Source organism: Haloferula helveola (genome assembly GCF_037076345.1).
In the GTDB taxonomy this organism is placed as follows: Bacteria; Verrucomicrobiota; Verrucomicrobiia; order Verrucomicrobiales; family Akkermansiaceae; genus Haloferula; species Haloferula helveola.
The window spans coordinates 5,630,856-5,651,652 of the sequence record NZ_AP024702.1 but is presented as its reverse complement, the minus strand read 5'-3'; the positions used below and the strand labels follow the sequence as shown (position 1 = coordinate 5,651,652).

Annotated in this window: 18 protein-coding genes; 12 read left to right on the top strand and 6 right to left on the bottom strand. The window is 61.9% G+C overall.

Annotation, left to right across the window (positions count from 1 at the left end; translation table 11 throughout):
- The first annotated feature begins 38 nt into the window (after positions 1–38).
- A complete protein-coding gene (locus HAHE_RS21585) occupies positions 39–2,129 on the top strand; it encodes a right-handed parallel beta-helix repeat-containing protein (RefSeq protein WP_338687420.1) in 2,091 nt (696 codons plus the stop codon).
- Between the two features lie 41 nt (positions 2,130–2,170).
- Positions 2,171–2,887 carry a phosphoribosylaminoimidazolesuccinocarboxamide synthase gene (gene purC, locus HAHE_RS21580; RefSeq protein ID WP_338687419.1) on the top strand — a complete coding sequence of 239 codons (717 nt, stop codon included), beginning with the start codon at positions 2,171–2,173 and terminating at the stop codon, positions 2,885–2,887.
- Here purC and HAHE_RS21575 read toward each other — a convergent pair whose 3' ends face one another.
- The 5 genes from HAHE_RS21575 to HAHE_RS21555 form a co-directional block, all read right to left on the bottom strand.
- Positions 2,888–4,792 (bottom strand): DUF4340 domain-containing protein, encoded by a 1,905-nt coding sequence (locus tag HAHE_RS21575; protein WP_338687418.1) that lies wholly within the window; start codon positions 4,790–4,792, stop codon positions 2,888–2,890.
- Positions 4,793–4,800: 8 nt separating this feature from the next.
- On the bottom strand, positions 4,801–6,321 hold the full coding sequence (locus tag HAHE_RS21570) for a DUF7088 domain-containing protein (RefSeq protein ID WP_338687417.1): 1,521 nt from the start codon (positions 6,319–6,321) through the stop codon (positions 4,801–4,803).
- Positions 6,321–7,073: an ABC transporter permease gene (locus HAHE_RS21565; protein WP_338687416.1), complete on the bottom strand. Its 753-nt coding sequence runs from the start codon at positions 7,071–7,073 to the stop codon at positions 6,321–6,323. Before HAHE_RS21565 ends, HAHE_RS21570 begins: the two co-directional genes overlap by 1 nt.
- A 102-nt stretch (positions 7,074–7,175) precedes the next feature.
- Positions 7,176–7,811, bottom strand: coding sequence for a pyridoxamine 5'-phosphate oxidase (gene pdxH, locus HAHE_RS21560; protein WP_338687415.1), 636 nt, complete (start codon positions 7,809–7,811; stop codon positions 7,176–7,178).
- Positions 7,812–7,952: 141 nt separating this feature from the next.
- On the bottom strand, positions 7,953–10,640 hold the full coding sequence (locus HAHE_RS21555) for a lamin tail domain-containing protein (protein ID WP_338687414.1): 2,688 nt from the start codon (positions 10,638–10,640) through the stop codon (positions 7,953–7,955).
- Between the two features lie 309 nt (positions 10,641–10,949).
- On the opposite strand from HAHE_RS21555, the gene HAHE_RS21550 reads away from it, so the two are divergent.
- From HAHE_RS21550 to gap, 7 genes are all read left to right on the top strand, one after another.
- The gene (locus tag HAHE_RS21550; protein ID WP_338687413.1) at positions 10,950–11,471 is read left to right on the top strand and encodes a transcriptional regulator; all 522 of its coding nucleotides are present in this window, start codon (positions 10,950–10,952) and stop codon (positions 11,469–11,471) included.
- A 52-nt stretch (positions 11,472–11,523) separates the two neighbouring features.
- Positions 11,524–11,940 carry a hypothetical protein gene (locus HAHE_RS21545; RefSeq protein ID WP_338687412.1) on the top strand — a complete coding sequence of 139 codons (417 nt, stop codon included), beginning with the start codon at positions 11,524–11,526 and terminating at the stop codon, positions 11,938–11,940.
- A gap of 4 nt (positions 11,941–11,944) precedes the next feature.
- Positions 11,945–12,421 (top strand): DUF393 domain-containing protein, encoded by a 477-nt coding sequence (locus HAHE_RS21540; protein WP_338687411.1) that lies wholly within the window; start codon positions 11,945–11,947, stop codon positions 12,419–12,421.
- The gene (locus HAHE_RS21535) at positions 12,418–13,428 is read left to right on the top strand and encodes a TIGR01777 family oxidoreductase (protein WP_338687409.1); all 1,011 of its coding nucleotides are present in this window, start codon (positions 12,418–12,420) and stop codon (positions 13,426–13,428) included. Before HAHE_RS21540 ends, HAHE_RS21535 begins: the two co-directional genes overlap by 4 nt.
- Before the next feature lie 59 nt (positions 13,429–13,487).
- Entirely contained in the window at positions 13,488–14,771 is a 1,284-nt protein-coding gene (locus HAHE_RS21530; RefSeq protein ID WP_338687408.1) for an AI-2E family transporter, read from the top strand.
- A gap of 54 nt (positions 14,772–14,825) precedes the next feature.
- Positions 14,826–15,827 (top strand): COX15/CtaA family protein, encoded by a 1,002-nt coding sequence (locus HAHE_RS21525; protein ID WP_338687407.1) that lies wholly within the window; start codon positions 14,826–14,828, stop codon positions 15,825–15,827.
- Positions 15,828–15,971: 144 nt separating this feature from the next.
- Entirely contained in the window at positions 15,972–17,021 is a 1,050-nt protein-coding gene (gene gap / locus HAHE_RS21520; RefSeq protein WP_338687405.1) for a type I glyceraldehyde-3-phosphate dehydrogenase, read from the top strand.
- Between the two features lie 90 nt (positions 17,022–17,111).
- Here gap and HAHE_RS21515 read toward each other — a convergent pair whose 3' ends face one another.
- Positions 17,112–17,795: a PEP-CTERM sorting domain-containing protein gene (locus HAHE_RS21515; RefSeq protein WP_338687404.1), complete on the bottom strand. Its 684-nt coding sequence runs from the start codon at positions 17,793–17,795 to the stop codon at positions 17,112–17,114.
- 492 nt (positions 17,796–18,287) lie between these two features.
- Between HAHE_RS21515 and HAHE_RS21510 the strand changes: the two genes are divergently transcribed.
- From HAHE_RS21510 to HAHE_RS21500, 3 genes are all read left to right on the top strand, one after another.
- The gene (locus tag HAHE_RS21510) at positions 18,288–18,908 is read left to right on the top strand and encodes a redox-sensing transcriptional repressor Rex (protein WP_338687403.1); all 621 of its coding nucleotides are present in this window, start codon (positions 18,288–18,290) and stop codon (positions 18,906–18,908) included.
- A 90-nt stretch (positions 18,909–18,998) separates the two neighbouring features.
- Positions 18,999–19,520: a sigma-70 family RNA polymerase sigma factor gene (locus HAHE_RS21505; RefSeq protein ID WP_338687401.1), complete on the top strand. Its 522-nt coding sequence runs from the start codon at positions 18,999–19,001 to the stop codon at positions 19,518–19,520.
- Positions 19,520–20,758: a hypothetical protein gene (locus tag HAHE_RS21500; protein ID WP_338687400.1), complete on the top strand. Its 1,239-nt coding sequence runs from the start codon at positions 19,520–19,522 to the stop codon at positions 20,756–20,758. Before HAHE_RS21505 ends, HAHE_RS21500 begins: the two co-directional genes overlap by 1 nt.
- The last annotated feature ends 39 nt before the right edge of the window (positions 20,759–20,797 follow it).

Genomic DNA, 20,797 nt, shown 5'->3' with positions numbered 1-20,797 from the left:
CGCTTTCCGGGAATGGGTCTTTTCGCCGCGCGGAGGCGATGCTACACGAGCGTCGGATGACGTTGGAAGAGGCGAAAAGCGTGCTTGGTCTGGGTGCGGAGGAGGATCCGGTGACCCGCATGGGTGAGTTCGCCGAGGCTCGGGAGCGCCTGGCGGATCTCGTGCGAAATGCCCCGAATGAGACGATTGCCACGCGCTACCAGGAGGGGCTGCAGGAGTTCGACCGGGCGATGGCAGCCGTGCGCGAGGAGGCGGAACGGCGGCGGCAGGAGAAGGTCGCGGCGATGATGGCGCTTGTCCCCGGTTCCGTGACCGGCAAATCGGTATCCACCAAGCGCGAGGATTTCCATAGCACTCCGGTCCCACCGAAAAAGCCGGTAGCCGATCCCGCTCCGCCACAGGCTGAATCTGAGGTGGCGCCGGCGGTTCAGGCAGGCCCGAGCGACACCCCGGTGGACCCGGAGGAGGAGTACAACGAGCCGGAGCCTGAGTCGACGGGGCTGGGCTTGCGGGTCGCTCTGTATCTGATGCTGTTCCTCGTGATCGGCGGGGCCGGCGGTGGCTGGCTCTATTTCCACATCCAGGCGGAGAAGGATGTCCGGCGCCAGATGGAGATGGCCAATCTCGAGAGGCTGGCCGCCAAACTGGTGGACGGCAGAAGTTGGAAGGAGGCGAAGGAGGCCTACCTGCAGATTGAGAAGCTGTCGCCCGGATCCGAGGTCGTGCTCACCGGTCTTCGGAGCATCGAGTTCGGCATGCGGGAAGAGCAGGAGCAGTTTGTCGGCTACTGGTCCGGCGAGGCCTTGGCAGCGTTCGAAGCGGATCGGCTGGACGATGCCGCGGCGGCGGCGGAGAAGGTTCTCAAAAAGTATCCGAATGAGTCGGAGGTGCTTGAGCTTCGCGACAAGATCGAATCGGCGCGGGTGTCGCAGGTGCGCACCCAGTGGACCGAAGCGATCCGGGCGGCGGTCGAGATCCGAAATTGGGAGCAGGCGGAGTCCGGGCTATCGGCCTTGGCGGGCGAGCTTCCGGGAGACGAGCTGATCCGGACTCTTGGCAAGGAAATCGCGGCGGCCAAGGAGAAGCAGCAACAGGAATTCGGTCGTGCCCGGGAACTTGCCGGGGCAGCGAAACTCCGGGACCAGGGGGCATTCGACGCGCAGGCTCTCGAGTGGATGCGGGAAGCGATCGCTCTGGCACCGCACGACGAGGAGATTCGTGCGCTTTACGAGAAGATCGCATCTTACACGCGCACGCTCCGGGTTCCGGAGGATATGGCGACTCTGAAGGAGGCCCTGCAGGGGGCGCGCGATCGTGACCGTGTGGTGCTGGGCGAGGGGGTCTTCGAGGGCGGACTGGCGATCAATGTCGCGGTTCAGCTGGAAGGCGCGGGCGAGGGGAAGACGGTCCTTGAGGCCGAAGCCGGGGAGGCTCCCGTGATTACCTTCGGACCCGGTGCCAAGAAGGCCACGGTGAGTGGTGTGGTGTTTCACAAGAAGGGCTTCGATCCTGCCGAGACGCGCTACCCGGCGGTGCAACTGCGGGGCGCTGAAGTCTCGTTTGCGGACTGCGTGTTCCTTGAGGCGTCGGGGCACGGGCTGGAAGTGATCGAGAGCGGGGTCGCCGACGCGCTGCGCTGCGAATTCAAAGGCAATGGCTGGGATGGCGCGGCGGCGCACGGCAAGGACAGCCGACTGGTGATCCGCGAATCTCGATCGACCGAGAACTACGGCCACGGATTCGAGGTGTGGGACGGAGGATCGGCATCGATTTCCGAGTGCGTGGCGAAGGGCAACAGCCGCGCGGGGATCCTGATCGACTCGGCGGCCGAAGGCATCGACCTGCTGGCCAACGAAGTGATGGGCAACCGGGAATACGGTATCGTCCTCGCGGCCGGAGCTTCGGGCCGGGTGCGCGGGAATTCGGTCTACGCGAACAAGATCGGAGGGATGGCCGTGAGGTTTTCGGCGATCAGCATGGTCGTGGAGAAAAACCGGATGGAGAAGAACGACGGACCTGGACTGATCCTCGAGCAGGGACTGCGCGAGGACATCTATTCGGACAACGTCGTGCGCCTCAACGACGGCGGAAATCTGGTCGCCGGAGCTCAATTCGAGGGCAACGAATGAGGCATGCTTGACCCCCGGCGGGGTGCTCCCTAGGAAGCGGCATGGAACCGTTGTACGAAGGGAAGGCGAAGCGACTCTGGGCCACCGACGATCCGCAGGTTTTGCGGATGGAGTTCAAGAACGATGCCACCGCGTTCAACGGCGAGAAGAAGGCGCAGTTCGAGGACAAGGGGCGCCTGAACAACGCGATCAGCACCCGGATCTACGCCTTTCTCGAGAAGCAGGGCATCCCCACACACTTCGTGCGGACGGTCGATGAGACGAATGTCGAGGTCCGCAAGGTCGACATCCTCATGGTCGAGGTGATTGTCCGCAATCTCGCGGCAGGCAGTTTCAGCAAGCGCACCGGGATGGAAGAGGGTACCGAGTTCTCCGCGCCGGTGGTCGAGTTTTGCATCAAGAGTGACGAACTCGGCGATCCCTTGGTCAACGACGACTACATCCGCGAGCTCAAGCTGGCGACGCCGGAAGATCTGGTTTTCCTGCGCGAGTCGGCGTTGAAGGTGAATGGAATCCTCGGCGGCTTCTTCGCCGATTGCGGACTCAAGCTGGTTGATTTCAAACTCGAGTTCGGTCGCCTCGCGTCGGATCCGTCGAAGATCGTGCTGGCCGATGAGATCAGCCCGGACGGGTGCCGTCTCTGGGATCTGAAAACGGGCGAGAAGATGGACAAGGACCGCTTCCGCCGCGACCTCGGTGGCGTGATGGAGGCCTACCAGGAAGTCCTCGACCGGGTCACCTCCGCGCTCGGCGACTGATCAATCGGTGGCGAACAGGTCGACTTCCAGTTGGCGGACCTTCTCGGGATCGAGAAGGAATGGATACGGCTGGGTGGAGACGCGGCCATAGCAGAGTTCGATATTGCCGCGCTTCACTTTGGCTATCCTGATTTGAGGCGATGTCACCCCGGACTCCTCACCTTGGTCGTCCACGGTCTTGGCGAAGATCGTGAAGACCATATCGGGCTTCAGCAATGCCTTGTCAGCTTCGGTCTCAGAGGGCCGAAGCCAATTGCTCGCCTCAAGATCGAGGAGGTTCTGCAGGAAAATGTCCGCGCGCTCGGGGGAGAGAGAGCCGGTCACGTCTTCGGACCCCAGTTTTGCCTTCCACTTTTCCGCAAAGAAGTCGGGCGTAAGGACCAAATCCGGAGACCCGGGTTTCTCGACGAGGAGGCTGGTCACATCGATCGCTGCGATGCTCCACAGGGCGGGATTCCGCCAGTCCCAGGGATTGGTGGGGATCAGCGCGAGCATCGACGGATCAATCTTCACCACGGTCGTGGTGCCTTCTCGGATGGCGTGAATGGTGCCGTCCTCGGATTCGCCGAAGTCGAGGCGGATCGCGTTCCCATCGAAGGACAGGAAGCGGAGGATCAGGAACGGCTGGTCGAGTCCGTAGGGCTTCAGGTCCGTTGCGGTGTCCGAAACGAAGTCGGCGACCTTGCCCTCGGTAATTGCCTTCAGCAGCGAGAACAGCGCGGTCTCGTTCGGATCACCAAGGCGCCCGTCGAGCATGACCTGGAATCGCTGCCGAGGGGTTTCGCGGCGGATGAGGATGTCGTCGCCCGCGGCGGGAGAAATCAGGATGCTCTTCAGCCCGCGCGGGTCGATCGATGTCAGGGTCGGGTCACGCAGCGCGTTCACGGAGAGCGGCAGGTCGTTCAGTCCGGTCAGACTCTTGCCTTCCTCGCGCGACGCCACGGTGGTGAGGGGCAGTTCGAAAACCGCATCGGGCCGGTCGCTGACTGCCGCGAGGACGGTCGTGGCATCGGCATTCTCCGGAGGATAGATCGACAGCACGGTCTCCTCCTTGTTGCCGAACACCTTCAGCGCGATCTGGTCAATCGCATCGGGATCCGCAGTCGGAAGCGTGACGTTCGAGCGGTTTTTCACGTTCACCGCCTCAAGGTCATAGAGCCCTTGGACGAGCGACAGCAGGGCGTCCTTGTCCGAGTTCAGCCCGAGCGGTTTGACGATCTTCCAGAGTTCCTTCGGGGACCCGCGCGAAAGCACCATTTCACCGCTCCGGTTGCGGATGCGGATCGATTCGATGATCGTCGGATGGAATAGGAACGGGTGGTGGTCCCGCAGGCGTTTGAAGCCGTCGCCAAGCAGCGAGTGAACGTCATTCGCGTCGGTGCAGGCATACAGGAAGTTCTTGCGGCTCTTGTCCCGGGGCTCGACGAAGACCGTCGGGATGCTGTCTCCGGTCTCCGGATTCGTGCCGACCCATGCGGTGCGGTGGCCGATCCGGAACTTGGCCAGCGGCTCGTCATCCGAAGTGGCGAAGCGCAGCGCGATCTGTCCGTCGGCAAATCCCAGATTGGCGCTTTCGACCTTCTCGGCCGGAATCGCTCCCTCGACCCTGGTCCCCAAAGTGAAGCCGAACAGCGACTGGACGGCTCGCGGGTCCATGCGGTCGTGCCACGGCTGGACGATCCACCAGCCGGTCTCTTTTCGTTGGCAGACCGCGGACGCGCCATTGCCCGCGAGCTGGATCACCGTGACGTCGCTGGGGTCGAACTCGTAGAGCGGGTCGCCGATCTTGGCTGCCGGTGCTCCGAAGACCCGGGCGAGATCGCCTTCCGACAAACGCAGCCCGGAGAGCCCGACCGTGATCACGGCGGTCAGACCGAGCAGGAGCGTCAGGAAGATCGAGCGCATGGCGGAAATCAGGAACGGCGGGAAGCCCAGGTGAGCCCTCCGAGCAGGAGGAGTGCCGCCGGCAGGATGAGCAGGTTGACCCGGTTGATGTAGGCGACCTGAGGTTCAAGGATCGGAAGCTTGTGCCGACGGATGTTCCGCGGCGCCGCCCCCGCCAGGCTTTCACGCCCGACCAGCCAGTTCGCGGCGCTCGCCATGAAGTCGAAATTCGCTTGGCGGGCGTTGTCGGGGTGGAGGAAGGCGGTGTTGGAAATTACGATCATCCGCGACGTCTCGGCGGCCACGCGGTCGTCGTTCGCATTACCGCGCAACACGGCAGCGGCGATCGGGATGGGACCTTTTCGATCCTCTTCCGGGTTGAACTCAATGTCGTCGGCCGGGAACTTCGTCTCTCCCCAGAACCGCATGTCGGCCTCGACAAGGGAGTAGGGCGCAATGCGTTTGTTGAGCAGGTCTTCGGCGCCCTCGCGGACTTCGAGCACCTTGGTCGTGCCCTCGAACAGCGTGGCTTTTTCCCAGAGGTCACGGGTGAACTCCATGCCGCTGGTGAAGCGCGCCGGCACCGATGTGCGGATCACGCCGTCTTTCTTCGAAAGCACCCGCTCGTCGCGGGGAGTCACGCCGTGCTTGCGGAGGAACGCGCGGAGGCGCGACGGTACCTCACGGGTCCCGGTGGTAACGAGCAATGCGGATTTCGGGCGGTTCCAGTATTCCTCGAGCACCGGCAATTCCTCCGGTGTCAGGTCATAGGCCGCGCCGATGATTGCCACGGCGTCGATCTCGTCCGGGATGCGCTCGACTCCGGCGAGTTGCACGCGCTCGGGGACGATGTTCTGGGAGACGAGGTTCGCGCTGAGCACCGGCCAGATGCCTTCGCTTTCTTCGCTGGTCAGGTCGCTTTTGTCGCTCAGCACCCACATCCGCCGTGGCTTGCCCTCGATCGCTCCGACCAGCCCGGCCCTGACGGCATCTTCACCGAGAAAGGCCTTCACGCGCCGCTGGTTGCTGGCATCGGTCTCGTAGGCGACCATGTCCTCCAGCTTCACGATGTGGACATGCGGGCTGAGCTTCTTGCCGTCCGCCTGATCGCGCTCTTCCTGGCTGCGGGCATCGATGATGACCATGTCCTGGTTGAACAGCAGCCCGAACTCGGCAGCGATGAGTTCGGCCTGGTCGTTGGCCCGGATCGGGTCGATCAGGCGCAACTTGATTTTGCCGTTCGACAGCCGTGCGTATTCTTCCGAGATCGGGCGGATCCGGTCGTAGAATGGCGAGTCCGCCCGGAAGGCGACGATCATCTGGATCGGTTCCTCCCGTCCGGCGACCGCGTCCGAAGCGAGATAGCGCTGCGTCGAGGGCGAGAGGGTGAAACCGAGGTCGTCGCTCAGGTCGAAGGGGCGGTGGTGCTGCGAGGACAGGAAGTTGGCGCCGAAGAAAATCAGCACCACGAAGATGATCTGGAGGATCGACAGGAAGCCGACGCGGAACCGCTTCACCGGGCGGGCGGAGGTTTTGGATTCGGCACTCATCAGCGTTTCCAACGGCGGTAGTCGACGATCTGGTAGGTCAGGAAGAGCACCACGACGGTCAGGGTGCCGTAGTAGACCATCGGTCGGGTATCAAGGAAGCCCTTGGCGAAGAACGCGAGGTGCTCCTGACAGGAAATGTAGCGGAAGATCTCGGCTCCGCGGAACGCACCGCCCCAGATCACAGGGACGTAGCCGAGGAAGAACAGGATCATGAGGAAGCAGAGCGTCAGCAGGCCGGCGATGATCTGGCTGGATGTCAGGGAGGATGCCATGCAGCCGATCGCCGTGAACGCCATCCCCATCAGGAAGATGATCGTGTAGGTCCCCTGGACTTCTCCGGGAGTCCAGCCGTCGGGTAGCTCGGCCACCCACTGGAAGATGTGGAACTGGATCAGGGTGGGGATCCAGAGCAGGACGTAGAAACCGAGGGCCGCTCCGTATTTCGAAAGTACCACCTGCCACGTCCGCACCGGGGCGGTCAGCAGCGTCTCCAAAGTTCCGGTGCGTTCTTCTTCGGCGAAGCTCCGCATCGTGATCAGCGGGAAGATGAAAAGGAACCAGAACCAGAAAACCGGCGCGTGGAAGGTCGCGAAGATCAGGCTGTGCTGCGACGGCGTGTCGACCAGTCCCTTCATCGAGGTCGAGATCCCGACGCCATTGGCGACCGCGACCGCGGCGATGATCACCCAGCCGAAAGGATTCCGGAAATATCCTTTCAGCTCCTTGCGGAGCAGGATGAGCAGGGTTCGCATGGGTGGTGGCTGGAAATCGTCGGGGTCACTGCCGGGAGCGCTCCCGGGCGGGCCGATTGCTTAGGACATCGTAGAGCGGGGCGGAATCAAAAAACCCCGGCCTCACGGGGACAGGCGCTCGATCGACCAGTCGGGCGCCGCTTTTGTGTAAAGAAAGCGGTCGTGCAGCCGGGCCGGGCCGCCTTGCCAGAACTCGATGGTATCCGGGACCACCCGGTAGCCGCCCCAGAACGAGGGCAGGGGGATCTCGCCCTTCGAGAACTTGTCACGGAGCTCGGCCAGCTTTTGCTGGAGGAGCTTGCGGGAGGAAATGACCGAGCTCTGGCTGGAGACCCAGGCGCCGAGCTGGGACTCCCGGGGGCGGCTGGTGAAGTAGCGGAGGGATTCCGCGGTTCCGACCTTCTCGGCACGGCCCTGGACGATCACCTGCCGTTCGAGGGTGATCCACGGAAACAGGAGCGACACCTTCGGGTTGGCGGCGATCTGCGCGGCCTTCCGGCTCTCGTAGTTGGTGAAGAAGACGAAGCCCGATGCGTCGAAGTACTTGAGGAGGACCGTGCGCAGCAGTGGCATGCCGTCCGGATCCACCGTCGCCAGCGACATCGCGTTCGGCTCGTGCAGCTTCAGCTCGATCGCCTGCTGGAACCACTGCTCGAACTGCTTGAGCGGGTCGGGCTCAAGATCCTCCCGGCGCAGGCCACGGTCGGAGTATTCCTTTCGGAAGTCGGACAAATCCATGCCGCAGGGAAGCGACAATTCGCCCAGTTGAAACGCCCAATTTTGCGCAGTCCAACCTGATTGACTCTCGCAGGCAAAGGTGAGGGCGGCCCCGAGTTCAGGGACCGCCCTCGACCAACGCGCCATGCAGCAGCCTGGAAATCAGGGAACGGTTGCCTCGATCCGGACAAACAGTCGGTTCAGCGTTCCACCGGTCACGGTGGCCACCACTTCGACGATATCGAAGTTCGCATCTCCGGGGTCGACGACCGTCGGGGTTCCGAAAGTCACGGTGATCGGGCCGGCCGCAACGCCGTCGTCGGTCCAGACGGCGAGCGTCGGAGACCACTGGTAGGTTGCCGTCAGGTCGGTAACCGCGGTGTCGGCCAGCTTGTGTCGGAAGGTGAAGGTGTTGCCGCTCTTGCCGACGGGCTGGACTCCATTGCTGTCGGTGACCGTCGGATCCGTTCCGAAGAACGCGTCGAGCACGTTCGGCCCGTCGAAGTCGTTGGTACCCTCAGCCGTGGTGTCCGTGGCACCACCGAAGCCAGCGATCCAGCTTGCGAAGGTGTTGCCGGCTCCCGTGCCGTCGAACCCGGGACTTCCGACGTCGGACGTGCTGAACAGAGTGCCTGCGGGACTCACCGCATTGCTTTGTGACGCATCGGTGGAAAGCACCCAGTTGGTTCCGGAGTCATTCGACGCGTCGTCGTAAGCGGTGCTGACTAGAGCGCGGCTGATTCCGTTGGGGTCCGACGGCCAGTCGCCGCCGTCGTCGTAGTCGACCTCATCGAGTAGGTTGGCGAATGCATCGAACAGCTTGACGACCTCGTTGCCAAGTGACGGGCTGTTCGCGAGGCTGTCCCACGAAGAGACACCGATGACGAGGGCGCCTGCGGGAATTCCCCAGTCAGTACGAACGTCGGCAGCGGAGCCGAGGGACGCGTTGTAAATCACTGCATATTCACCTGCCGGCAACGAGACGGTTGGCAGAGTTCCGAAGACAGCGTCTTCGTCCCCGACGGTAACGCCACCGAGATCGACAGCTTCGGAGTCGGCGTTGTAGATCTCGATCCACTCGGTAGCCGGCTCCGAACCCGCCGGGTTGTGCATGATCTCGGTGATGATGAGATTCGGCGGCGTATACGGGGTGGTGTCGTCGTCGGTGACGTCAATCGATCCGCTGCCATTCAGGTAGCCTGAGGCGCGGGCCGTCAATGTGGTGGTCTGCGGTCCGTCGGTGTCGAGATCATCAACGGGGAATAGGTCGAAGTCCGCCGAGCTGGTCCCCATGGCAATCGTCACGGGACCGATGCTCACACCATCAAGTTCGGTCGTGTCGCTTGAAGTGAAGTAGACCGTCAGGTCTGCAGAAACCGGCGCCGGCACGGAAACCGTTCCGCCACCCACGACCGTCCCGGCAGATTCGCTCACATCCGCAACGTTGAAGGTGACAGTGAGAGTGTCGGTCAGCACGCAGAACGGGGTTGTTGCCACGTCGCTGAATGTTCCGGGAGAACATGCCAATCCACTTGGCGTGGTAGTGTGGAGGACATAAGGCGGAATCGGATCCAAATCGGTCGATGCGGTGATCGATTCGGCCGTTGCCGCGAGGCTTTGGTCCGGAAGGACCAAAGAGTGTAACTCACCCCCTGCGCTAATGGAGCCAAGCGGATCGGATAGGATGACCACATCCCCGGTATCGGTCAGGAAGAGGCCGGGAAACAAAGGATTGCTCAGCGCAAACTGAACTTCGGCGTTTCCGAAAGCTGCAGTCGATCCTTGAGGGATATCTCCGCCCGCGAAGACCACGATCGAACAGTTGGGGCCAAGGACCGTTCCTTGCGGGAAAACGTGTCGCTCAAAGGAGCTATCGCTGATCGTCACGCCGGAGATGTCGAGGGCGCCGCCGCTGAGATTGACGATCTCGATGAATTCGTCGTCGGTATCAGCGGTGCCGTCACCGTTGGCATCATACATGTTGCCGTCGATGGCGTTGTAGACCTCATTGATCGCCAGCAGAAAACCGGTGTCGTCGTCGGTCACGGTGAACGTTTCGCTGTCGGGATCGTAGGTGACCGCTTCCACAGTTACGGTAACGATTTGATCGCCGTCCTGCCACTGATCGTCGACCGCATCGATGAAGAATGTGCCTTCGGTATCTCCATCAAAGATGGTGGTGTCGAAGCTCATCGCCTCGGTGGAGTCATCGATGATCACCGTCACCGTCACGTCACCATTGACGGCTGAAGGAGCCGTGACTGTGCCAGTGATAGAAGCCGAACCATCTTCAGGAATTGAACTGACATCTAGGGAAATTGCAAGGGCTCCAGAAGGAGTTGGGTTCGCCGCACCGGGGGTCGCGTCGACCGTGGAGATGCTGCTTCCTCCATCGGGCAGGCGAGAAATGGACTGGGAATCTTTCTGTCCATTCTCGTTCTCGTTATATTGCACCGACAGACCCAGCCCGGTTAACAAGGCAGCCGCGTCGCTGTCGTCCGTGTCATATGCGATCGCATCTACCAGATCGGCCGTCGTTGCGGCCGTGCCGTTCGGGAAAGATGCGGCCGTGCCCAGATAGAGCGCCACGGCATCGGCACCGTTCTGAAGGAAATTGCCGGAGAAGTTTAGAGTGGCTCCGTTTACTCCGGTGTTCCCCGCCACGAAGTATCCATTAGCGTCGGTCGATAGCCCATCAAGGTCGTAAGCCGCGTAGCTCACCGCACCGTTGCCGTTGAAGAAGACCAGAACGTAGTCATCGAGGGCGGTGTTGCCGGTGCCTCCATCGAATAGCTCGACGAACTCGGCGGCGTCGGTGCCGGGCGTGTCGGCGTCTACTTCGTTGATCACGAGTTGTGCGGAAGATGGGATCGCCGTCAGCAGAAGGGCTGCTGCGGTTCGAAGTCGGGGGACGGAGGGGGATGTTTGTCGGATCATCGTCTGGTTTTCTGATGGGGTGCTTTTCGGTCTGAGGGAGGTATGGCGGGACTGGATCCCGGGGCATTCCGGACAGCAGCTTAGCCCTCCGATCCGCGGAGACCAGCTATTCGGTCGGGCCGCGGAATGCAGGACTTGTTGCGTGTCTCGTTCGTAACAGTTGTTGGTGAAATGTTTGCTTTTCGGCTTGCGGGTTCTGTATTTTCAGAATTTACTGAAAATATGAGCAGGGAGCACGAGCAACTCAATCAGGCCCGGGAGCAGTTCGTGGGCCAGTGGGGCGCCTTGGGCACCCAATGGGGGATTCCACGTACGATGGCCCAGATTCATGCGCTGCTGATGTCGACGCCCGGCTCGATGAGCACCGACGATGTGATGGAGGCGCTCGAGATCAGCCGGGGGAATGCGCATACCAACCTCAAGGAGTTGGTGGCATGGGGGCTCATCAAGAGCGTCGTGAAGAAGGGCGAGCGCCGGGAATACTTCGAAGCGGAGAAGGATGTGTGGCAGATTTTCACGACCGTGGCTCGGGAACGGAAGCGCAGGGAGATCGAACCGGCGCTCGGAGTGCTTCACCAATGCGCCGAAGACAGCCGGGAGATGACCTCGCCGGAAGGGAAGCAGTTCCACGAGCAGATGCGCCAGCTTGAGGAGTTTGTCGGCTTCGCCTCGAAGGTGGCGGACAAGGTCGCCGGGATGAAGCACGGCTTCGCGGTCCAGCTTGCGGCCAAACTCCTCGGCTAATTCATTTGCCCATTAATTTCATTAGTTACTGAAACTACAGAACAAAAAGAACATGAATCCAACCGTCACTACCTACGCTCTCTATCTCACGCTTGCCCTGCCGCTGACGATTTGGGTGGCGCGAACGCTGCACCGCAACGGCCGCATTTTCCTGGTCGATTGCTTTCACGGGAACGAGCAGCTCGCCGACAGCGTCAATCACCTGCTGGTGGTCGGCTTCTATTTGATCAATATCGGCTTCGTCTCGCTTTACCTTAAGGTGGTCGACGAGGTTGTCGCCGTTCGCGGGATCTTTGAGGCTCTGAGCGCCAAGATGGGGGTGGTGCTGTTGGTGCTTGGTGCGATGCACTTCTTCAATCTGTTCGTGTTCACCCGATTGCGCCGTAGGGCGGAGTTGGAGAGAAGCGGTCCTCCGGCTCTGCCGCACGGTCGGAGCGGTGTGGGCCAAGCTTTCACACCCAACGCCTGATCCGATGAACGAAGAGCCGATCGATTGCCTGACGGTCTTCTACGACCCCAATTGTGGCCTTTGCCGGACGTTCCGCTCCTGGCTGGAAGAACAGCCGCTGTGGGTGGCCGTGCGTTTCGTCGGATACGACTCACCGGAAGCCCTGCGGTTAATGCCGGAGATCGGGTCACTTGGAGCCGATAAGGAATGCGTCGTGCTCGCCGGCGACGGGCATTGGTGGCAGGGGCCGGATGCCTGGCTGGTGTGTCTTTGGGCGACCAAAGCGCATCGGTTGCGGGCACACGATCTTGCATCGCCCCGGTTCCGGCCATTCCTCAGGCGCATCGTTCACGGGATATCGCAGCACCGCTTGAGTCTGTCCAAGCTGCTCGGACTGCGCTCCGAACGGCAGATCGAGGCGGAGGTGGCTGAATTCAATTGTCCGGAAGGGTCCTGTCGATTGCCAACCTTGCGGACTGCCAAGGAGGGGGTGGGGGCATGAAAGGAACCGTCGTCATTTTCGGAGCGAACGGATTCATCGGCCGCTATCTCTGTCGTCATTTCCTACAGCGGGGTCGGGAGGTAGTGGCAGTGGCCAGGCGGAAGGACGGAGTTCCCGAAGGAGCCATGTTTCTGCAGTGGGACGGGAGCTCCGAAGGTCCGTGGTCGCTGGCGCTGGAAGGTGCTGCTCTGGTCGTCAACCTCGCGGGTCGCAGCGTGGATTGCCGCTACAATGAGCCGAACCGCGCGGAGATCCTCGGGTCACGGACCGGGTCGACGCGGGCGATCGGACGCGCGATCGATGCCTGCTCGGTGCCGCCGCGGGTCTGGATGAACGCCAGCACCGCGACTTGGTACCGCCACGCCGAGGATCAGCCTCAGGACGAATGGAAGGGGGAGCCGGGCGAAGGTTTTTCGTTCGAAGTCGCCCGTGCGTGGGAGGAGTCGTTCTTCTCCGCACCGGTGCCGGCCGCCACCCGCAAGCTGGCATTGCGTTTGGGCATGGTGATGGCCAACGAGAGGGGATCGGTTTTCGACGTGCTCGGCAGGCTCACCCGAAGTGGTCTGGGAGGCACGATGGGCAAGGGATGCCAGCGGGTCAGTTGGATGCACATGGACGACGTGATTTCCGCGATCGAAACGCTCGAAGCCAATCCGCTGGCGGATGGCGTATTCAATCTGACCGCACCGTGTGCTCCCACCAATCGGGAACTGATGGCGGCCTTCCGTGAGGTACATGCGATGCCCATCGGGGTTCCGTCGCCGCGGTGGGTGCTGGAACTGGGTGCGCGTGCGCTCTCCACCGAGACCGAACTTGTGCTGAAAAGTCGCTGGGTGGAGCCGCATCGCTTGGCCGGGTTGGGTTTCCGTTGGAAATGGCCGGAGCCGGTGCCGGCACTTGCGGACCTGTTGGAGAGACCCGGTCTTGATGGGTTTTTCGACGTGCCACCGCGCCGCTCGGTCGGCGTTCGCGCTTGGACCGGCAGCCGCGGTCTCAGTACCGCGTGAAATGCGGGAAGGATTTCTTTGTCGCCGACGGTACGTAGGCTTATGCTGGCCGAGCGAAGATGAGCCGAGCCGTTTCGACCGCAAGACGACCCCGGGCAGCACAGGTGCTGTTGCTCCTGGCGTCGCTGGTCGTATTGATCGCCGGGCTTAAGGCGGCGCAGAGTTTCTTCGTGCCGGTCCTGCTGGCGTTCTTCATCGCGACCATCAGTTTTCCGATCACCAACTGGCTGAGGAATCATCGCGTGCCACGCGTGATCGCCGTGCTGCTGACCGTTCTCGTCGATTTCGCGTTCCTGACCGGCATCGTCTTTCTCGCGCTGTCGGTCGTCGGTGACCTGCAAACCAAATGGAACACCGACTACGGTCCGCTGATGATCAGCAAGCTGGAGGATGCGGTCGACTCGGTTGCCGGAGCGGAGGACAAGGTGCGGGCATGGTGGCAGTCGGGTCCGGTGGGCGAACCCGACCCGTCGGAGTTGGAGGATGCGCCCCGTGCGGTTCCGATCGAGCCTGCGCCCACGGAAGAGGAGATCAGCGAGGCGAGGGTTACCCAGGCGGCGGAGGTGCTCATCGGTCAGCTGCGGGAGCTGAAGTTCGCGCAGATCTGGAACCTCGGAACCGACGTCGTTGGTCGTGTAGTCACGTTTTTCGGGACGTCGTTGGTGGTGATTATCCTGACAATCTTCATGCTGACAGAAGCACGGATGTTCGGTCGCCGGATGGACGCGGTGTGTGAGGCCAGAGGCCCGAACATCCAGCGCATGCTCAGCGCGATCAAGGACACCCAGCGCTATCTCGGCATCAAGACCGCGGTGAGTCTCGCGACCGGTGTCCTTGCCGGCGCGTTGTGCTGGGCGGCGAATGTCGACTTCTGGCCGCTCTGGGGGATTCTTGCCTTTGCCCTGAACTATATTCCGGTTGTCGGTTCGTTCATCGCGGGAGTGCCCCCGACCTTGCTCGCACTGCTGGTGCTTGGCACTCCGGAAGCGGTGGCGGTTGGTGGCGGCTACTTCCTGATCAATACCTTCCTCGGCAATGTGATCGAGCCGATGCTCATGGGGCGTCGCTTCGGACTTTCGACACTGGTGGTGCTGGTTTCGGTGATCTTCTGGGGTTGGCTGTGGGGGCCGATCGGCATGCTCCTGGCGGTTCCGTTGACGATGATGGTCAAGGTGATCCTCGATAACAGCGAGGAGTTCCGGTGGATCGCGGTCGCGATTGGCAAGGAGTCGAATCGGCCGAAGGAAGAGCAGCGGATTCTTGCAGAATCCGGTAAAGAAGAACTGGTGGAGGAGGATCCGGGGCTGTCCAACGACACGGCCGATGCCGTCGGGCGCTCCTAGTCGGGGTTTTTCCGCTCGCGCCTGTGGCGGATCCGGACATCGTTCCGGCGCGCGATGAATCGCTTCCAGAAACTTGCCTTCGCCGCCCTTGTCTCGGTCCTGGTGCTCCTGTTTGTCGGAGCCATCGTGAGAGTGACCGGTGCCGGTCTGGGATGTCCCGACTGGCCGACCTGTTGGGGATGCCTGATCCCGCCGTGGAAGGTGGAGCAGGTGGATCTTTCGAAAATCGACTTCGAGAAGTTCCAAGCGAAGGCGGAGCGTCTGGGGCGGGATCCCTCGACCGTCACGCCCGAGCACATTCTCGAGTCCTTCAATCCCCGCCACGTCTGGACCGAGTTCATCAACCGTCTCTTCGCCTTGCCGGTCGGGCTTTTCTCGCTCGCCACCGTGATTGCCGCATTCGGCAGGCCGCCCGGTCAAAGGATCGTTTGGTGGACTGCGCTGGTGTCGCTGATCCTGGTGCTGGTCAACGCCGTGATGGGCGCCCGGGTGGTCTGGAGCGGTTTGGCTCCCGGTGTTCTGACCGTCCACATGGCGCTCGCGATGTTGCTGGTGGCGACGTTGACCTACACCTTTTGGCGCGGGAGTGAGCGTCCCCGTACCCTCCCGCTGCGCGATGGCGACCGAGGGAGGGTTCGGATCACGGTCGGCTTGCTTCTTATCCTGGTCGTCGCCGAGGGGATCATGGGCACCCAGATCCGGGAAATGACCGACGAAATGGCCAAGAACCACGTCGGCGAACCGCGGAGCGAGTGGATCCAGACTCTGGAGCAAAGCACGGTTTACCTCCTGCATCGGAGTTTTTCGTGGCTCATCGTGGGGGCGGCGATCGGGGGATATGTGGTCACCAAGCGGGCAACGGCCGGAGAGATCGGCTTCGCGGTGAAGCTGGTGCTGGGCTTGGTCCTTGCCCAGATGGTTCTCGGCGTCGTGATGTCGCAGATCCACATCTACGCCGCGGTTCAGGTCCTTCACGTCGGTTTGGCCGGGATTCTGCTGGCCGGAGTGGTTCACTGGCTGTGTTCGACCGCCAGGCCCGCGCCGGGGAATTCGTGACCCACGGGGGCATTGACGGCTGGGAAGGTCGGTGGATAATCCCGCCGCCGGCGGCCTGAACGCCGACATCGCCTACCGGGCCGCGTCCGATGATGCGGTCGACTCAATCGGCCGCGGCTGCGGCCCCAAACAGACCAACGCATCATGACCAACATCGCCATCAACGGATTCGGCCGGATCGGCCGCCTCGTCTTCCGCGCACTTGTGGAGCAGGGACACCTCGGAACCACCTTCAACGTCGTTGCGGTGGGTGACATCGTTCCAGCCGACAACCTCGCGTATCTCCTCAAGTACGACTCCACCCAGGGCAAGTTCAACGGCACCGTCGAGTCGAAGAAGTCTTCGCCCGATGTCGCCGAGGACGACGTGCTCGTCGTCAACGGCCACGAGATCAAGGTGGTGAGCGCCCGCACGCCGGAGGGTCTTCCGTGGAAGGAACTCGGTGTCGAGGTTGCGATCGAGTCCACCGGACTGTTCGTTGAGGACAAGATGGCCCAGGGTCACATCGACGCCGGCGCCAAGAAGGTGATCATTTCCGCACCCGGCAAGGGTGACGGTGTCGCGACCTTCGTGCAGGGCGTCAATGACGACCAGTATGACCCGGCGACCCACCACCTTATCTCGAACGCAAGCTGCACCACCAACTGCCTTGCTCCGCTGGTTCACGTCCTCCTCAAGGAAGGCTTCGGTATCGAAGAAGGTCTCATGACGACCGTTCACTCCTACACCGCGACCCAGAAGACCGTCGACGGTCCGTCGAAGAAGGACTGGAAGGGTGGCCGCAGTGCCGCGATCAACATCATCCCGTCGACCACCGGCGCCGCCAAGGCCGTCGCCTTGGTTTGCCCCGAAGTGAAGGGCAAGCTGACCGGCATGGCGTTCCGGGTTCCGACCCCGACCGTGTCGGCCGTCGACCTGACCGTGAAGACGACCAAGGACACCTCCCTCGCCGAAATCAACGCCGCGCTCAAGGCTGCTTCCGAAACCTACCTCAAGGGCATCCTCGACTACACCGATGAAGAAGTGGTTTCGACCGACTTCATCCATGACGCGCACTCGTCGATCTATGACGCAGGTTCGTCGATCGAACTCAACTCCCGCTTCTTCAAGCTGGTGAGCTGGTACGACAACGAATGGGGTTACTCGAACCGGGTGATCGACCTGCTCTTCGACGTGGTGAAGAAGGGGCTCTGATCCGCGCCTTCCGCAACGTTTTCGCAAAAACGCCCGTCTCCGTGAGAGGAGACGGGCGTTTCTCGTTTCGGGGGGAATCTGGGGGAAGAATCAGGCCGAGGGCTGTCGGCGTCTGCGGAGCAGGAAGAACGAACCCATCGCGGTCAGCAGTGCGACCGACGGCTCCGGAATGGTCGTCGTCGGAATTCCGGTAATGAAGGTGTCACTCTGCGATCCGATACCCCGGACGTGGACCGCCAGTTTCACTTCGCCATTGAACAGGGCCGTCTCCAGGTCGTCGTAGGTCCCGCTGTAGGTCGCCTTGAATCCGCCATACTCGAGATCTGCCTCAGGCTGGATTGCTTCGCTGTTGTGCGAGTCAAACGAGTAGCTGGTGATGAAGGTAGCCGGATCGGGAGGGTCGTTGGTATTGCTTGCCGGAGGGTCGGCCGGACTCGCGCCTGACGTGTAGACCACGTTGGCGGCCGAGAAGACCGGGTCGAACTCGACCCCGATGATATTGGTGCCCTCGGTCTGGAAGTAAACCTCACCGATGAGTCCTTCATAGGTGTCTCCTCGGCTGAGTTCGAAAAGCGCCATGCCTGAGCCCAGATCGGTGACTTCCAGGAAGATGTCATTGGAGACATCATCGGAAGCGTTGTCGGTGATCCGGTAGAAGCTCATGGTGAGAGCGGAGCACCAGCCGCACATGGCAAGCATCGATGCTGCGATGGTGACTCCGGTCAGTCGGGGCAGTCTTGCCCGGAGCGGTCCGTTAGACGGAAGAGATTTCATTGGCTCGGGGGGTGGGAGGTGGTCTTCCGAGCTGGATGCCCTAACAAATTCCGTAGGAAACCCTCTCGGCACGACCTAACAGTGCAGGAGTCGTGAAGACAGTTGAAGACAAACCCGGTCCCACGACTTGGCTGGTAATCAGGAAGAGCTGATTGTTCTTCCTCCATGGATTTCAAATGCATTTGAACACATGTGAATAACCCCAGCAGTCCCAATGGGAAATCCGTGCACCGAAGTTGCAATGTGCCACGTCAGTTTGGGAGCGGAGTCTCGCGATCTGCCTAGGAGCCTCGAAAGTTCAGTGATACCCTTACTGTCAGGAAATCTTAAGCAACGTGCAAATTGGTGGGGCGGGTGTCGCGGCTTTCGGGAAAGTTTCGCGGCGGGCTTCAATGGACGAGAGCGGCCGTCTTCGCTGCCAGCCTTCTTGACCGCATGGCAATCCGCTCGGAGCTTGACCGGTCAAATCCCGAAGCCTTTGCTTCCGCGCCCGTGGAACGAATCGACATCCCCAAGAAGGCGATCTACCGCCTCTCGATCTATCACCGCTGCCTGCAGCGGTTGGTGGAGAACGGGCAAGAGACCGTCAGTTCCTCGGCCTTGGCAAAAGCGGCGGGCGTCAAGCCTGCCCAGTTGCGGAAGGATCTGGCCTACTTCGGCCAGTTTGGAACCCGCGGCCTCGGGTATCCGGTGGAGACACTGGCGTCGATGATCCGGGATCTTCTCGGCCGGGAGCGGCTTCAGCCGGTCGTGCTCGTGGGGGGGGGAAACCTCGGATCGGCACTTCTCCGCTACCAGGGATTCCAGAAAGAAGGCTTCGAGGTGGTGGCGGCCTTCGACGCCGAGCCTGAGGCCGTTAAGGCGCGGGGAATCGGAGTTCCGGTGTTCTCGGAGAAGGAACTTGAGGAGCGCATCGAGGCGGATGGTGTCCGGCTGGCCATTCTCTGCGTCCCGGGAAGTATCGCCCAGTCCCTAGCCAATCGGCTGGTTTCGGCCGGAGTGTCCGGAATCCTCAATTTCTCGCCGGTGGTGCTGGATGTGCCCGAAGACGTGGTCGTCAACAATGTGGACCTCGCGTTGGAACTGGAGCATCTCAGCTTTTTCGTCCGCTGACGGATGCAGCCACCCCAAAATACTCCCCAAGAAATCCCGGACCCGGCCGTTTCTAGGCAAGAAGCGGCGTCACCCGCCGCCGGTCCGAACATGGTCGAAACCCGTGAGCAATTCATTGAGCGCGCCCTCGCCGAGTACGAGTCGCCCTTGATCGGCTACGCTTACACCTTCGTTCGTGATCTCGACCGGGCTCGTGACGTCGTTCAAGACACCTTCATCCGGCTCTGTAAGCAGGATGTCGAGAAGGTCCGCGACGGATTGAAGAACTGGCTTTTCACCGTCTGCCGCAACCGAGCCCTCGACATTCTGAGAAAGGAGTCGCGGATGTCGCCTCTCGATGAGGATGATCGCGGACGGGTGCCCACGGCGGCACAGGCACCGGACGAGGCATTCGACCAAGAGGAGCGCATCGCGGAGGTGATGAAGTATCTCGAACGCCTTTCCGACAACCAACAGACGGTCATCCTGATGAAATTCCGGGATGGTCTGAGCTATCAGGAGATTTGCGAGGCCACCGGGCTTTCCAGTGGCAACGTCGGTTTCCTGATCCACACGGGCCTGAAACGGCTCCGAACCCTTTTGCCCGCCGACCTGATGGACGGCATGACATGATGAAGATGACTCCAGACGATCTCCGCCTGAGCGCCTATGTGCTCGGCGAACTATCTGCTGATGAAGCGGCCATGGTCGAGCGCGCGGCGGCAGCGGATCCCGCGATCCGGTTGAGCTTGCGTGAAATCGACGGCATGGCGGGTTTTCTCGACGGCACGTTCGGAACCAAGGCGGCGAGTCTCAAGCCATCCCAGCGGGAGGCGGTAATGAGGGCGGGACGGGAGGCGGACCTGGATGGAAAAGTGGTCGAGCTGGCATCGGCACGCCGCCGGTGGCGGCCGTGGCTGACGGGAATTGGCGCCGCGGCGGCGGTCGCATTCGCTGCCGTGTTGTTAAGTCGGCTGGGAACCGAGACCGGCGGTGGCGGAGGCTTCTCCGTCTCGCGTGAGGTGGCGTTATTGCCGCTTCCGGGGCCGTCGGTCGGCGACGGTGAGGTTGGAGTGGCTGCTGGAGGTGGTGGCATGAGAACCCAAGCGACTCAACTGGAGTCCCATGCCGGGGAGTTCTTGGTCGAGGTCGCCAAGGAGATCGACCGTTCGCCTCTGCCAGATGCTTCCGAGTTGGCGGCTGGCAGCGAGCTGTCGGGTTTCAGCAACGAGCCGAACCTCCGGTTGCCGGTGGTGTTGGGAACCTCAAGCGCGACTTGGGTGAGGCGTTGGATTACGGAGAAAGAGGGTCTGCCTCCGAAGCGTGCGGTCCGGGTCGAGGAGTTGGTCAATACGGCGCGACTGCCCTCACCGATCGAACTCAATGGGTTCCGTTTCGGTGCCGAGGTGATCGAATGGCAGGGCTCCAAGTGGCTCGGTCTTCAGTGGGTCGCCGGCGAGGAGGATCTTGCCGACTTCCAAATCCGCTCAGCTTCAAAAGCCCCGAGACGGGTGATCGGTTCGTTCGCGAGCCGCGACGATGCATTGCTGCCCTCAACTCTCCCGGCCGGTCGCTCGACTCTCGTGCTTGTCGAATTCGAGAATCCGAATTCGGCGATGGGGGAGATCCGGTTTCGCAGAGGGAGTGATTCCTCGACAATGAATCTCGACGAGGTCGCGGAGCCTGCCGGTGCGGAAATGAAACATGCCGTGGCCATGGCAGCTTTCGGTCTCTGGCTTAGGGACGAGGTCGACCTCGCGGTGTTGACTGAAGCCTTGGGCGCAGCGGAGAGCGCCAATGCCGATCCGGTTCGGCAACAGACTCACCAGTTGATCCGCAAAGCGATGTTGTTGGCATCAGCGGGCGATTGACGCTTGGCGAAGGGCGCGGTTGAGTCGCGGGCGTGGACC